Below are 13,100 nucleotides of genomic sequence, written 5' to 3'. Positions count from 1 at the left end.
ATCGGGGAGAGGGAGGGCCGGAAGATGGCCGAGGAGATCCGCGCCGAGATGGTGGCGAACGTCTGGAAGGTCGTCGCGTCGGCCGGGGACACCGTGTCCGAGGGCGACACGCTGGTGATCCTGGAGTCGATGAAGATGGAGATCCCGGTGGTGGCCGAGTCCGACGGCGTGGTGCAGCAGTTGGCGGTCAACGAGGGCGACGTGGTGCAGGACGGCGACCTGATCGCGGTGATCGGTTGACCCGCCCGCTCGTCCGCCGCGCCGAGCCGGCGAACTTCCCGGCGGTGGCCCGCCTGACGGTGGCCGCGTACGAGGCGGACGGCCAGCTCAAGGGCGAGACCGGGTACGCGCCGGTGCTCGCCGACGTGGCCGGCCGGGCGGCCACCGGTGAGGTGCTGGTGGCCGTGGACGGGGGCACCGGCGTGGTGCTCGGCGCGGTGACGTTCGTGCTGTCGGGCAGCCCGTACGCGGAACTCGCCGGGCCCGGTGAGGCGGAGTTCCGGATGCTCGCGGTGGATCCGGCCGCGCAGGGCCGGGGCGCCGGCGTGGCGCTGGTCGAGGCGTGCGTGGCGCGCGCCGCCGAGCTGGGCTGCTCGGCGGTGGTGATCTGCGTACGTGCCGGCATGGCGGCGACCGCGTGGCGCCTCTACGACCGGTTCGGCTTCGTCCGCGCACCGGAGAAGGACTGGGCCCCGCAGCCCGGGATCGAGCTGCTCGGCCTGCGTCGGGTGCTGACCACCTCCGCCGACCGCCGCGCCCGCACCGACGCGCCGTGACCGCCGCGGCGGCGCGTCAGCGCTCGTCGCCGATCTTCGCGAGCAGTTCGTCGGCCACCTCGAGGGCGATCTTCTTGCGTTCCTCGTCGGTGACGCCCGGTGCGCGTACCGCGAACCAGCTGCTGTGCACCGCGAACAGGGTGAGCGCGGCGCGTAGCTGGGCGGCCGGCGAGTCGTCGCCGCGGCTCAGCTCGCCGGCCAGCCGCATCATCCGGTCACGCATCTGCTGACCGGCGGCGAGGCTCTTGAGCACGGTCTGGTTCTGTTCGAAGAACCGCATCACCTTGGGCAGTTCGCCGGCGAACATGGCGTCGGCGTACTGGGCGATGAGCGCGCGTCGGGTCGCCAGCGTGGCGGGCTGTTCCGCGGCCCAGGCGATCAGCTCGTCCATCCGGCGCAGCCGGTCGTCGACGAAGCTGGTGACGATCTCGTCCTTGCTCTTGAAGTGGTAGTAGAGCGCGGCCTTGGTCACGTTGAGCCGCTCGGCGATCTCCCGCAGCGAGGTCTTCTCGTAACCCTGCTCGGTGAAGAGCTCCAGTGCGACGGCCTGGATTCGTTGCCGCGTGCCGCCTGTGCTCTCGCTCACCCGACCGACACCTTCCCATCCGCTTGACGTTCGTCCCGTAGTCAGCTTACCGTGCGGCTAGTAAGTTAACTAGCCGGGCGGCAAGTAAGTCGATCACCGATCTGCGGGGGAGCCTACCGATGAGTCAACCAGCCCCGGGCATCGCGAAACCCAATGTCCGCGTCGTCCTGTTCGGCCTGATGATCGCGATGATGCTCGCGATGCTCGACAACATGATCGTGAGCACCGCGCTGCCGCGCATCGTGTTCGAGTTCGGCGGCGCCGACCACTTCACCTGGGTGGTCACCGCGTACGTGCTGGGCACCACGGTCTCCACCCCGATCTGGGGCAAGCTCGGTGACCTCTACGGCCGCAAGGCGGTCTTCCTCACCGCGGTGGTCGTCTTCCTGATCGGCTCCGCGCTGTGCGGCATGTCCGGCTCCGGCGTCTTCGGCGGCACCGACAGCGGGATGATGGAGCTGATCGCGTTCCGGGCGGTCCAGGGCCTCGGCGCGGGCGGCCTGATGGTCGGCGTCATGGCGATCATCGGGGACCTGGTCCCGCCGCGTGAGCGGGGCCGCTACCAGGGCATGATCGCCGGCATCATGGCCATCGCCATGGTGGCCGGCCCGCTGGTCGGCGGCTTCATCACCGACAACCTCTCCTGGCGCTGGGCGTTCTACGTCAACCTGCCGCTGGGCGGCGTGGCGCTGCTGCTGCTCGCGACCACCATGCACCTGCCGAAGTACCGCACCGAGCACAAGATCGACTGGCTGGGCGCGGCGCTGCTCTCCGTCGGCATCACCGCGATCGTGCTGGTCACCACCTGGGGCGGCAACGAGTACGACTGGGCCTCGCCGCAGATCCTCGGGCTGGCCGCGCTGGCGGTGGTCGCGCTGGTCGCGTTCGCGCTGGTGGAACGGCGGGTGCCCGAGCCGATCCTGCCGCTGGGCCTGTTCGCCAACCGCAACTTCGCGCTCATCTCGGTGATCGGCTTCCTGCTCGGCTTCGCGATGTTCGGCGCGATGAACTTCCTGCCGCTCTACCAGCAGACCGTGCAGGGCGCCTCGGCCACCAACAGCGGCCTGCTGCTGCTCCCGCTGATGTTCGGCATGCTGGTGGTCTCGCTGGTGGTCGGCCGCATGATCACGAAGACCGGCCGCTACCGCGCCTTCCCGATCGTCGGGGGCGTGGTGATGGCCGTCGGCATGGGCCTGCTCAGCCTGCTCGAGCTGGACACCAGCAAGGCCCAGTCCTCGCTCTACATGGTCGTGCTCGGCGTCGGCATGGGTTTCCTGATGCAGACCTCGATGCTGATCGCCCAGAACAGCGTCGAGCAGAAGGACCTGGGCGCGGCGAGCGGCGCCGCCACGTTCTTCCGGTCCATCGGCGGCTCGTTCGGCGTCTCGCTCTTCGGCGCCGTCTTCGCCAACCGGCTGGCCGACTCGGCCGCCGGTCCGGCCTTCGCCGGTGGCGGCGGCGGTGAGGGCGGCGCGATGGACCTGGAGGCGCTGAAGAAGCTCACCGGCCCGGCCCGGGAACTGGTGCTCGGCGCGCTCTCCGATGCCATCTCGCACGTGTTCCTCTGGGCCGTCTTCATCACCGTGGCGGTCCCGGTGCTCGCCTGGTTCATCAAGGAGGTGCCGCTGCGCGCGACGAACGACGCCCCGCCGGCCGGCGCGACCCCCGAGGACGAGGCCGAGATCGCACTCGGCAAGGCCCCGGTGTAAGAAAGGGGCCCCGGTTGACGCCAGGCGAGGTGCCGGGGCCCCTCCTAACGCCGCCCGCGGCGGAACAGGCCGGTGACGCGTCGCCACAGCCGGCGCAGCGGGCCGGCGTCGGCGGCGGCGACCAGTGCGTCGGCCGTCGCGCGGGCGGGCGCGTCGAGGGCCGGGGTGGCCCGCGCCAGATGCGCCAGCGACACCGCCGCCGGGGTGCGACGGACCCGGCCGGCCGCCACCTCGGCGAGCCGCCCGGTCACCAGCGCGGCCACGTCGGCGCGTACGGCGGGGTCGACCCAGGCGGCGGTGATCAGGGCGAACAGCGCCGCCTCGGGCACCGCACCCGGCTCGCCCCCGGCCAGGTCCCGCAGCACCCGGCGGCGGGTCGACTCCGCCCACGGCTCGTCGGTGCGGTGGTGCAGCAGGCCGAGGCACGCCCAGACCTGCGCGCACCGGGCCCAGAGCGCCGGGTCCTGACCGCCGAGCACCCGGCCCAGCGCGGTCGGCGGCGCGTCCGGCGGGTACGCCAGCAGACCGAGCAGTTCGGTCAGGTCCAGCGTGGCCAGTCCGACCGCGGCGTCGTACGCGGCCGGAGGATGCGGCCACGCCGGGTGCGCCACCTGCTGGAGCCGCAGCACCGCGTCGGCCGACGGGCGCGTGACGTCGTCCGGCGCGGGCGGCTGGTCGGCGGCGGCCGGGGTCACCTGGCCGAGCCAGGGCCGTCCGCGGCAGCACTCGGCGAGGTCGCCGTGCTCGTGCGTGTCGTCCGGGTGGTCGCGGACGAAGTCGGCGAGCGCCACCAGGTGGTCCACGTTCCCGTCGCGCAGGAAACGCAGCCGGTACGCGGTGTGCACGGCGCAGTCGAACGTCGGGTCCTTGGCCAGCGCCCGGTCGACCCAGTTCAGCGCCGCGTCGAGCCGGCCGTGGTCGGCCAACGTGCCGGCGATGTCGGCGTAGACCGCCAGGTCGTCCGGGTCGAGCGCGACAGCACGTTCCAGCGCGGCCAGCGCGTCGGCGGTCCGGCCGGCGCTGCGGTACGCGTACCCGAGCCACACCTCGCCGAGTTTGGTGGGCTTCGCGCGTACCCCCCGGGTGGCCCAGGTGACCGCGAGGGCGACCTCGCCGAGCCGCCGGGCCAGCGCGGACGCCGCGCCCAGCAGCAGCGGGTGGTCCGGATGCACGGTGATCGCGTTGCGGGCCAGCGTGAGGTACGGCTGGAGCGGCTCGCGCAGCCGGCGCGGGACCGGGTCGGGCGCGGCGGCGCAGACCTGCATGAGGATCCGGGCGGCGCGTTCCGGGTCGAGCCGTTCCGGTAGGTCGGCGGCGGTCACCCAGGGCACGGCGGCCCACGGCGCGCCGGGTGCGTAGCCGGTGGCGGCGGCCAGCAGGTCGAGCCCCTCGGCGGGGCGGCCGGCGGCGGCGAGCAGGTGCGCCCGGGCCACCACGGCGCCGACGAAGGCGTGTTGGCCGAGCGGGAAGAGATCCAGGTCGCCGCCGCTGGCCGCGGCGAGCCGGGCGAGCGTCTCGTGCGCCTCGGGCAGCGTGGGGGAGCGCACCAGCGCGGCGGCCACGTGGTCGGCGGCGTGCCGGAGGTCGCCCTCGCCCAGCGCCAGCCGGGCCAGCGCGAGTTCCTCCTCCGCGGAGAGCGCGGCGTCGTCCTCGGGCACGTCGTCCTCTCGCCGGCGGGTCGGTCAGCCGGGCAAGCCTAGGGGATCTTGTCGACAAGTGGTGATCCACTGCGCACTACTGCTCATTGCTTTGCCTTCTGCGGCGCAAACGTGCAAGACTGAGCACCGAACGCGCGGCAATCGCGCAGAAGGGGGTGCGGGGTGACACGTCCAGGGGCCGGCATGGCCGCCGACATCGACGAGCAGCCGGCCGGCTACGAGCGCCTGCTCACCGCCGAGCACGCGGACGCCATCGCCCGGGTCGCGGCGGCCGTCGCCGAGCGACGACCCCGGCACGTGGTCTTCACCGCCCGGGGCACCTCCGACCACGCGGCGCTCTACGCGGCGTACCTCACCGAGATCCGCCTCGGCCTGCCCGCCGGGCTCGCCTCGCCCAGCGCGATCACCGTCTTCGGCGCCCGCCCCGACCTGTCCGACGCGCTCGTCGTCGGCGTCAGCCAGAGCGGCGGCTCGCCCGACCTCGCCGAGGTGCTCCGGGTGGCCCGCGCCTCCGGCGCGCTCACCCTGGCCGTCACCAACAACCCCGACTCGCCGCTGGTGGAGACCGCCGAGCTGAGCGTCGACGTGGCCGCCGGCCACGAGCGGGCGGTCGCCGCCACCAAGACCTACACCGCCGAGCTGCTCGCGCTGCTCATGCTCGTCGAGGGCGTACGCGCCGGCGACGGCGTGCTGCCCGCCGACGAGCGGGCCGCGCTGGCCCGCCTGCCCGAACTGGCCGCCCGCACGCTCGCCGACGACACCCCGGCCCGGCTCGCCCCGCGCTACCGGTTCGCCGCCCAGCTCGTCACCACCGGCCGGGGCTACGCGTACCCGACCGCCCGGGAGGCGGCGCTCAAACTGATGGAGACGTCGTACCTGCCGGCGCTCGCCTTCTCCGGCGCCGACCTGCTGCACGGCCCGCTCGCCATGACCGACCCGGACGTGCCGGTGCTCGCCGTGGTCGGCTCCGGCCCCGGCGGCACGTCGATGCGGGAGGTGCTGCCCCGCCTCGGCGAACGCCGGGCCGACGTGGTGGTGGTCGGCTCCGCCGACGTCGGGGAGACCCGGATGGCGGTCCCCGAGGTCGACGAGCGGTACGCGCCGCTGCTCGATATCCTGCCGCTGCAACGGCTCGCGCTGGCGCTGGCGCTGACCCGCGGCGAGGACCCGGACGCGCCGCGTGGGTTGAAGAAGGTCACGACCACGATGTGAGCCGGGCGTGGCACGCTGTGGGGCGTGTCCACCCTCCGTGACCTCGCCGAGGAGCACACCACGCTCCGGCCGGCCGACATCGACCACCTCCACCGGATCGCCGGCGACTGGCAGTTGCTGTCCGACCTCTCCTTCGCCGACCTGCTGCTCTGGGTGCCGGTGGACGGCGACGGCACGTTCCTCTGCGTGGCCCAGGTGCGCCCCACCACCGCCCCGACCGCCTACCTCGACGACCAGGTCGGCCGCATCGTCGGCGGGCCCGAGGTGGCGCACCTGGAGGTGGCCCACCGGCAGGGCCGGATCTGGCGGGAGGGCGACCCGGTCTGGTACGGCGACGTGCCGGCCCGGCACGAGGCCATCCCGGTGCGGCTGCGCACCGGCGACGGGGAGGGCGGCGAGGTGGTCGCCGTGGTCGGGCGGGACACCAACCTCTCCACCGCGCGTACCCCGAGCCAGCTCGAACTCAACTACCTGACCACCGCCGACGACCTGGCCCAGATGATCGCCGACGGCACGTTCCCGCCGCCCCGGCACCCGGGCGAGACCACCTCCGCACCCCGGGTCGGCGACGGGCTGGTGCGGCTCGACGCCAACGGCAAGGTCACCTACGCCAGCCCGAACGCGCAGTCCGCGTACCGCCGGCTGGGCTTCGCCTCCCACCTGGTCGGGGAGGACCTGGCCAAGCTGCACCGCCGCCTCGCCGGCGACCCCCTGGAGGGCACCGACGCCGGCAACGCGGTGCTCGCCGCGCTGCGCGGCGAGGCCCCGCCGCGCCGCGAGATCGACGCGCGGGGCGCCACCATGCTCACCCGGGCACTGCCGCTGATGCCCGCCGGTGTGCCGATCGGCGCGTTGGTGCTGGTCCGCGACATCACCGAGGTACGCCGCCGGGACCGCGCCCTGATCACCAAGGACGCCACCATCCGGGAGATCCACCACCGGGTGAAGAACAACCTCCAGACCGTCGCCGCGCTGCTGCGCCTCCAGGCCCGCCGGGTCGCCATGCCGGAGGCCCGCGTCGCGCTGGAGGAATCGGTACGCCGGGTCGCCTCGATCGCGCTGGTGCACGAGACGCTCTCCATGTCCAGCGACGAGGCGGTCGAGTTCGACGGCATCGTGGACCGGGTGGCCAGCGCCGCGACCGAGGTGGCCGCCACCGAGGTGACCGTCGGCATGCGTCGCAGGGGCAGCTTCGGCGTCCTGCCCGCCGAGATCGCCACGTCGCTGGTGATGGTGCTCAACGAGCTGCTCCTCAACGCCGTGGAACACGGCTTCCCGCCGGCCGACGAGGAGGTCGCCCCAGCCCCGGCGGACGCGCCGCGACCCGAGGTGGTGGTCTCGGTGCACCGGCACCGCAAGCAGCTCCACGTCTCGGTCACCGACAACGGTCGCGGCCTGCCCGAGCAGTTCGACGCCGAGCGCGGCGGCAACCTGGGGCTCCAGATCGTCCGGGCGCTCGTCACCGGCGAGCTGCGCGGCACCATCGAGCTGCGCAACGGCACCGCCGGTGGCACCGAGGCGGCGCTCGTCGTCCCGCTGGCCCGCGGCACCACCGACCGTCTCACCGGCCGGGCGGGACCGCCCTGACGCCCGCCCGCCCGCCTCACCGGGTGAGCAACGCCACCGTGAGCCCCGGGCGGGGCCAGACCTGGCGGACCGTGAAGCCGTCCCGCAGCGCCTCGCCCTTCGCGCCGGGCACCGCCGCCAGCGGATCCGCCCGGCGCCCGGTGACCACCAGCCAGACCCGGTCCACGCCGGCCAGGCACCGCGCCGGGTCGCCGCACTCGGTGGCCCAGAGGCTCGCGTCCGCCCGCTGGTCGCGGACCACCAGCACGTCGCGGGGCAGCCGGGACCCCAGGTGGTACGCCAGGCCCAGATCCGGGAAGAGCCAGCCGTCCCGGGGGGAGTACACGATCGCGTCGCCCGGTCGTTCACCGGCGGCGACGATCCCGGCCGCGCCCGCGTAGTCGACCGGAGCGCTGCGGGGCCACTCGTGGGTACGCCGCAACGCCGCCTGATCGGGCAGCCCGAGCAGCCCGGCCAGGACGATCACGGCCAGCGCCGCCCCGAGCCCGGTCCCGCCCGGCCTCGTTCCGCGCGGTGCTGTGCCGGGCGGCGCTGATTCGAGTGGTCCCGCCACGGCCGATCGGGTGCCCTCCGGCGTCGCCGCGGCCAGCGCGGCCCCGGCCAGCAGACAGCCGAACGGCACGATGAAGAGCAGGTAGCGGGTCACCCAGAGCGGGATCAGCGTGCCGGCGGTGAAGAGCAGCAGAACCGGCAGCAGCGCCGCCGCTCCGGGCAACAGCGCCCGCCGACCGAGCCGAACCGTCCCGAGGGCGGCGAGTCCCAGCAGGAACCCGCCCACCACGCCGCTCTGCGCCAGCCCGCCCGGCAACGACGCCAGGTCCGGCAGGCGGGCCGGATCGACCCAGTCGAGCTGCCGGCCGCGCTGGCCCCGGGCGGTCGAGGCCAGCGGGGTGACGAGCGCGCCGGCCGGTAGCAGCGCCAGCAGCCACCACGCGAGCACCCGCCGGCCGGACGCCGGTGCCGCCCCGCCGGCCAGGTGCACCGCTGCCGCCCCCGGGTCGCCGGGCGGGGGCGCGTCGAGGACGTCGGGTCGGGGCTGGTCGGTCGGGTCGAGGCCGGCGGCGGTCGGGCCGCGGGCGGCGGTCAGCAGCACCGCCACGGCATGCGCGGCGAGCACCGTGAGCGCGACCAGGTGGAGCAGGCCGAGGGCGGCGACCGCGACCGCGTACCCGGCCCAGCGCCGCCGGGACGGCCGGCGCAACGCGTCGACCAGCAGCAGCGTGGCGAGCACGGCGAGCAGCGTGGCGAGCGCGTACGGGCGGGCCTCCTGGCCGTAGCGCGAGGTGGCGGGCAGGACGGCGAACAGCAGCCCGGCCAGGAGCCCGGCCCGGTCGCCGGCCAGGCGCGCGCCGAGCCGGGCGGTCAGCGCGGCGGCGGCCGCCATGGCGAGCGCGGAGGGCAGCCGCAGCGCCGTGGGGGAGGTGCCGGCCAGCGTGGTCCACCCGTGCATGAGCAGGTAGTACGGTCCGGTGGCGGCGTCGATGGTGCGGGTCAGCCGGGCCAGGTCCGGCAGCGGGCGGGTCGCGGCGCTCCAGGTGGCCAACTCGTCCCGCCAGGGCTGCGCGTGCCCGAGCCCGACCAGCGTGATCGCCAGCGTGACCAGCCCGGGGACCGCCCACACCGGCCGACCGGCCCGACCCCGACCCGGCGCAGATTCGGTGAACGCGCTCACACTCCGCAGCGTCACACGCCCGCCCACCCCCGCCGACCCGCTCCACCAATTCCCCCCGGCTCGGGCCCCCACCGAGGCCTCCCGGCTCGTCGATCATGAGGTTGGCCGCGTCCGCCGTCCCTTTTGTCGCCGCCAACTTCATGATCGACCGGGGGAGGGGGCCCTGGGGGTGGCGCGGGGGTGGGTTGGGGTGGGGTGGAGAACGGGTGAGGGAAGTGATGCTGGTCACGGGGGGTGAGGGGTGGACGGTCGTCGATCGAGGTGGGACGTCCGTGATGTGGGATCGGCGGGGCGGCCGCTAGCCGGTGGTCCGGCGGTGTGGCAGCATGAGGCACATGACCGCCGCTGTCGTCCGCCGCTTCGTGGCCCGTCGCCACGTCGACTACGGCCGCGTGCGCAGCGCGATCTGTCCGGCCCACTGACGACGCCCGACCCATTTGTCTCGGGCGCTCCGCGCCGGCCGTCAGCGACACCGCCGTCCACGGCCCTCCCCAGGGCCGGCCGCCGCGTCCGCGCTCCCAGGCACCGCAGCAGACAACGGAGGACGCCGCGATGGCGGTCAGCAGCACCCCCACCCGCTCGGACGCTTCGGCTCCCGTCGCCCGGGCACCCCGCCGGCCGCGCGGCGAGGGCCAGTGGGCGCTCGGGCACCGCGAGCCGCTCAACCCCAACGAGCGGATCAAGAAGGACGACGACCCGCTGAACGTGCGGGACCGGATCGAGAACATCTACGCCCACCGGGGCTTCGCCTCGATCGACCCGCAGGACCTGCGCGGCCGGTTCCGCTGGTGGGGGCTCTACACCCAGCGCAAGGCCGGCATCGACGGCGGGCGCACCGCCGTGCTGGAGCCGCACGAGCTGGAGGACGAGTTCTTCATGCTCCGGGTGCGGGTGGACGGCGGTCAGCTCAGCCTGGCCCAGCTCCGGGTGGTCGCGGAGATCTCCCGTGAGTTCGCCCGGGACACCGCCGACATCACCGACCGGCAGAACATCCAGTACCACTGGATCCGGGTCGAGGACATGCCGGAGATCTGGCGCCGGCTGGAGGCGGTCGGCCTGCAGACCACCGAGGCGTGCGGCGACTGCCCCCGGATCGTGCTCGGCAGCCCGGTCGCCGGCGTGGCCCGGGACGAGGTGCTCGATCCGACCCCGGCCATCGACGAGATCGTCCGCCGGTACGTCGGCGACAAGCAGTTCTCCAACCTGCCCCGCAAGTTCAAGACGTCGATCTCGTGGCTGGTCGACACGCCGTACGAGGCGAACGACATCGCGCTCCTCGGGGTCGAACACCCGGAGCACGGTCCCGGCTTCGACGTCTGGGTCGGCGGCGGGCTCTCCACCAACCCGATGCTGGCCAAGCGGCTCGGCGTCTGGGTGCCGCTGGACGAGGTGCCGGACGTGTGGGCCGGCGTGGTCGGCATCTTCCGTGACTACGGCTACCGCCGGCTGCGCAACCGCGCCCGGTTGAAGTTCCTGGTCGCGGACTGGGGCGTGGAGCACTTCCGCGAGGTGTTGGAGAAGGAGTACCTGGGCCGGGCGCTGCTGGACGGGCCGGCCGCGGAGCTGCCGGCGAAGCCGGTCGACCACATCGGCGTGCACCCGCAGCGCGACGGCGCGAACTACGTCGGCGCGGCCCCGGTGGTGGGCCGGGTGTCCGGCACCCAGCTCGCCGCGCTGGCCGACGTGGTCGAGGCGCACGGCAGCGGCCGGGTGCGGCTCACCCCGTACCAGAAGCTGCTGGTGCTGGACGTCGCGCCGGAGCGGACCGAGGAGCTGGTGACGGCGCTGCGCGGGATCGGTCTGGAGGCCCGGCCGTCGGCCTGGCGGCGCGGCACCATGGCCTGCACCGGCATCGAGTTCTGCAAGCTGGCCATCGTGGAGACCAAGCGGCGCGGTGAGGAGCTGGTGGCCCGGCTGGAGGAGCGGCTGCGGGACTTCGACGCGGACATCTCCATCCACCTGAACGGCTGCCCGAACGCCTGCGCCCGTACCCAGGTCGCGGACATCGGGCTCAAGGGCCAGCTCGTGGTCGGTCCGGACGGGCGGCAGGTCGAGGGCTTCCAGGTGCACCTGGGCGGCGGCCTCGGCATGGCCGCCGGGCAGACCGCCGGCTTCGGCCGCAAGCTGCGCGGCCTGAAGACCACGGCCGACGAGCTTCCGGAGTACGTGGAACGGCTGGCCCGCCGCTACCTGGCCGGTCGGACCGACGGCGAGAGCTTCGCCAACTGGGTCATCAGAGTCGACGAGGAGGAGCTCCGGTGAGTGACGCTCGATCTGCGCCTCTCTACTGCCCGTACTGCGGGGAGGAGGACCTGCGACCGCACGAGGCCGGGCACGGCGCCTGGGAGTGCCACGCCTGCGCGCGGGTCTTCTCGGTGAAGTTCACCGGGCTGCTGAGCCGGGCGGTGGCCCGGTGACCGGCCTGGTCTCCGCCGCCGGTCTGGGTCTGGTCGGCGGCGCGGCTCCGGCCGACCCGGCGCGGCGGGACCCGGCGGAGCTGCGCGCGCTGGCCGAGGAGGCCGGGCGGGAGCTGGCGGACGCGCCCGCGCTGGAGATCGCCCGTTGGGCGGTGCGGACGTTCGGCGAGCGGTTCTGCGTGACCAGCTCGATGGCCGACGGGGTGCTGGCGCACCTGGTCTCCCGGGTCGCGCCCGGCGTCGACGTGGTGTTCCTCGACACCGGGCTGCACTTCCCGGAGACGCTCCGGGTGCGCGACGAGGTGGCCCGGCGGATGCCGGTGCGGGTCCGCTCGATCCGTCCCCGGATGACCGTCGGCCAGCAGGACGGCCAGTACGGGCCCCGCCTGTTCAACAGGTCCCCGGACGACTGCTGCCAGTTGCGCAAGGTGGAGCCGTTGGAACGGGCGCTGGCCGGGTACGACGCCTGGGCCGCCGGGCTGCGCCGGGACGAGTCGCCGACCCGCGCGAACACGCCGGTGGTGGGGTTCGACCCGCGTCGCGGCAAGGTCAAGGTGAACCCGATCGCCGCCTGGACGCAGCGTGAGGTGGACGCGTACGTGGCCCGCCACGACATCCCGGTGAACGAGCTGTTCGCCAAGGGCTACGGCTCGATCGGCTGCTGGCCGTGCACCCGCCGCCTGAAGGCGGGGGAGGACCCGCGGGCCGGGCGCTGGGCGATGTTCGAGAAGACCGAGTGCGGCCTGCACACCTGACCGACGCGTCACCGGTGGTGCTGGTGGCGCACGGCAGCCGTGACCCGCGCGCGGCGGAGGCGACGCGGGCGCTGGCCCGGGCGGTGGGCGCCGGCTGTCCCGGCCGGTCGGTGCTGCCGGCCTGGCTCGACCACACCGATCCCGGGCCGGCCGACGTGCTGCGGCGACTGGCCGCCGACGGGCACTCCCGGGTGGTCCTGGTGCCGTTGCTGCTGACCGCCGCGTACCACCGGAAGGTGGACATCCCGGCGGCGGTCGCGGCGGCCGGCGCGGGCCTCGACGTGCGGGTGACCGAGGTGCTGGGGCCGACCGGCGGCGTGGTCGACGGTCGGCTGCTGGCCGGCCTGCGACGCCGGCTGGACGAGGCCGCCGGTGCGGACGCGGACGCGGTGGTGCTGGCCGCGGCCGGCACCCGGGACGCCGCCGCGCGGGCCTCGGTGGGGCGGGTCGCCGCGGCGCTCGGCACCGGGCTGGGCGTGCCCTGCCGGGTGTCGTACGCCTCGGCGGCGCCTCCGGAGGTGGGTGGCGCGGTGCGGCGGTTGCACGCGGCGGGTGCCCGCCGGGTCGCGGTGGCCGCCTACTTCCTGGCGCCGGGCCGGTTCCACGACGGGGTACGCGCGGCGGCGCGCTCGGCCGGTGCGGTGGCGGTCGCCGACCCGCTCACCGACCTCCCGGAGCTTGCCGAGCTGGTGTGGCAGCGGGTGGTGGCGGCGGCCTGAGCGGCGGCC

12 protein-coding genes are annotated in these 13,100 nt (G+C 74.7%); 9 read left to right on the top strand and 3 right to left on the bottom strand.

The genetic code is table 11. The features are described from left to right. Nucleotides 1-24: 24 nt before the first annotated feature. Together C8054_RS25370 and C8054_RS25365 are read left to right on the top strand one after the other, a co-directional pair. Entirely contained in the window at nt 25-240 is a 216-nt protein-coding gene (locus C8054_RS25370) for a biotin/lipoyl-binding carrier protein (RefSeq protein ID WP_091068708.1), read from the top strand. Then, nucleotides 237-776 carry a GNAT family N-acetyltransferase gene (locus C8054_RS25365; RefSeq protein WP_107160999.1) on the top strand — a complete coding sequence of 180 codons (540 nt, stop codon included), beginning with the start codon at nt 237-239 and terminating at the stop codon, nt 774-776. The genes C8054_RS25370 and C8054_RS25365 overlap by 4 nt, the downstream gene beginning before the upstream one ends. 16 nt (nt 777-792) lie before the next feature. Here the strand turns inward: C8054_RS25365 and C8054_RS25360 are convergent, their stop codons facing one another. Beyond that, nucleotides 793-1,362: a TetR/AcrR family transcriptional regulator gene (locus tag C8054_RS25360; RefSeq protein ID WP_107160997.1), complete on the bottom strand. Its 570-nt coding sequence runs from the start codon at nt 1,360-1,362 to the stop codon at nt 793-795. A gap of 119 nt (nt 1,363-1,481) precedes the next feature. Between C8054_RS25360 and C8054_RS25355 the strand changes: the two genes are divergently transcribed. Next, nucleotides 1,482-3,071, top strand: a complete 1,590-nt coding sequence (locus C8054_RS25355) for an MDR family MFS transporter (RefSeq protein ID WP_107160995.1) — start codon at nt 1,482-1,484, stop codon at nt 3,069-3,071. 44 nt (nt 3,072-3,115) lie between these two features. On the opposite strand, the gene C8054_RS25350 is transcribed toward C8054_RS25355, so the two are convergent. Continuing rightward, a complete protein-coding gene (locus tag C8054_RS25350; protein ID WP_107160992.1) occupies nt 3,116-4,729 on the bottom strand; it encodes a tetratricopeptide repeat protein in 1,614 nt (537 codons plus the stop codon). A 183-nt stretch (nt 4,730-4,912) separates the two neighbouring features. On the opposite strand from C8054_RS25350, the gene C8054_RS25345 reads away from it, so the two are divergent. Beyond that, nucleotides 4,913-5,941: an SIS domain-containing protein gene (locus C8054_RS25345; RefSeq protein WP_107160990.1), complete on the top strand. Its 1,029-nt coding sequence runs from the start codon at nt 4,913-4,915 to the stop codon at nt 5,939-5,941. A gap of 24 nt (nt 5,942-5,965) precedes the next feature. Then, nucleotides 5,966-7,528, top strand: coding sequence for a PAS domain-containing sensor histidine kinase (locus tag C8054_RS25340; RefSeq protein ID WP_107160988.1), 1,563 nt, complete (start codon nt 5,966-5,968; stop codon nt 7,526-7,528). Nucleotides 7,529-7,544: 16 nt separating this feature from the next. Here C8054_RS25340 and C8054_RS25335 read toward each other — a convergent pair whose 3' ends face one another. After that, complete coding sequence (locus C8054_RS25335; RefSeq protein ID WP_107161065.1) at nt 7,545-9,200, bottom strand: glycosyltransferase family 39 protein; 1,656 nt, start codon at nt 9,198-9,200, stop codon at nt 7,545-7,547. A 552-nt stretch (nt 9,201-9,752) separates the two neighbouring features. Between C8054_RS25335 and C8054_RS25325 the strand changes: the two genes are divergently transcribed. Genes C8054_RS25325 through C8054_RS25315 form a run of 4 tightly spaced genes read left to right on the top strand, consistent with a single transcriptional unit; the run spans nt 9,753 to nt 13,091 of the window. Then, on the top strand, nt 9,753-11,462 hold the full coding sequence (locus C8054_RS25325) for a nitrite/sulfite reductase (RefSeq protein ID WP_107160984.1): 1,710 nt from the start codon (nt 9,753-9,755) through the stop codon (nt 11,460-11,462). Next, a complete protein-coding gene (locus C8054_RS32370) occupies nt 11,459-11,617 on the top strand; it encodes an IS1 family transposase (protein WP_146179967.1) in 159 nt (52 codons plus the stop codon). The genes C8054_RS25325 and C8054_RS32370 overlap by 4 nt, the downstream gene beginning before the upstream one ends. After that, nucleotides 11,614-12,372, top strand: a complete 759-nt coding sequence (locus tag C8054_RS25320) for a phosphoadenylyl-sulfate reductase (protein ID WP_107160982.1) — start codon at nt 11,614-11,616, stop codon at nt 12,370-12,372. Before C8054_RS32370 ends, C8054_RS25320 begins: the two co-directional genes overlap by 4 nt. Next, a complete protein-coding gene (locus C8054_RS25315; RefSeq protein ID WP_233220178.1) occupies nt 12,354-13,091 on the top strand; it encodes a sirohydrochlorin chelatase in 738 nt (245 codons plus the stop codon). The genes C8054_RS25320 and C8054_RS25315 overlap by 19 nt, the downstream gene beginning before the upstream one ends. The last annotated feature ends 9 nt before the right edge of the window (nt 13,092-13,100 follow it).

Source organism: Micromonospora sp. RP3T, assembly GCF_003027925.1.
Classification (GTDB): Bacteria; Actinomycetota; Actinomycetes; order Mycobacteriales; family Micromonosporaceae; genus Micromonospora.
Note: the sequence above shows the minus strand (reverse complement) of the source record. Positions and strands in the feature narration are given on the sequence as shown.

Coding starts and splice junctions, on each gene's coding strand:
- C8054_RS25370 (WP_091068708.1), top strand. CDS start 25: ATGGCCGAGGAGATCCGCGCCGAGATGGTGGCGAACGTCTGGAAGGTC.
- C8054_RS25355 (WP_107160995.1), top strand. CDS start 1,482: ATGAGTCAACCAGCCCCGGGCATCGCGAAACCCAATGTCCGCGTCGTC.
- C8054_RS25345 (WP_107160990.1), top strand. CDS start 4,913: ATGGCCGCCGACATCGACGAGCAGCCGGCCGGCTACGAGCGCCTGCTC.
- C8054_RS25325 (WP_107160984.1), top strand. CDS start 9,753: ATGGCGGTCAGCAGCACCCCCACCCGCTCGGACGCTTCGGCTCCCGTC.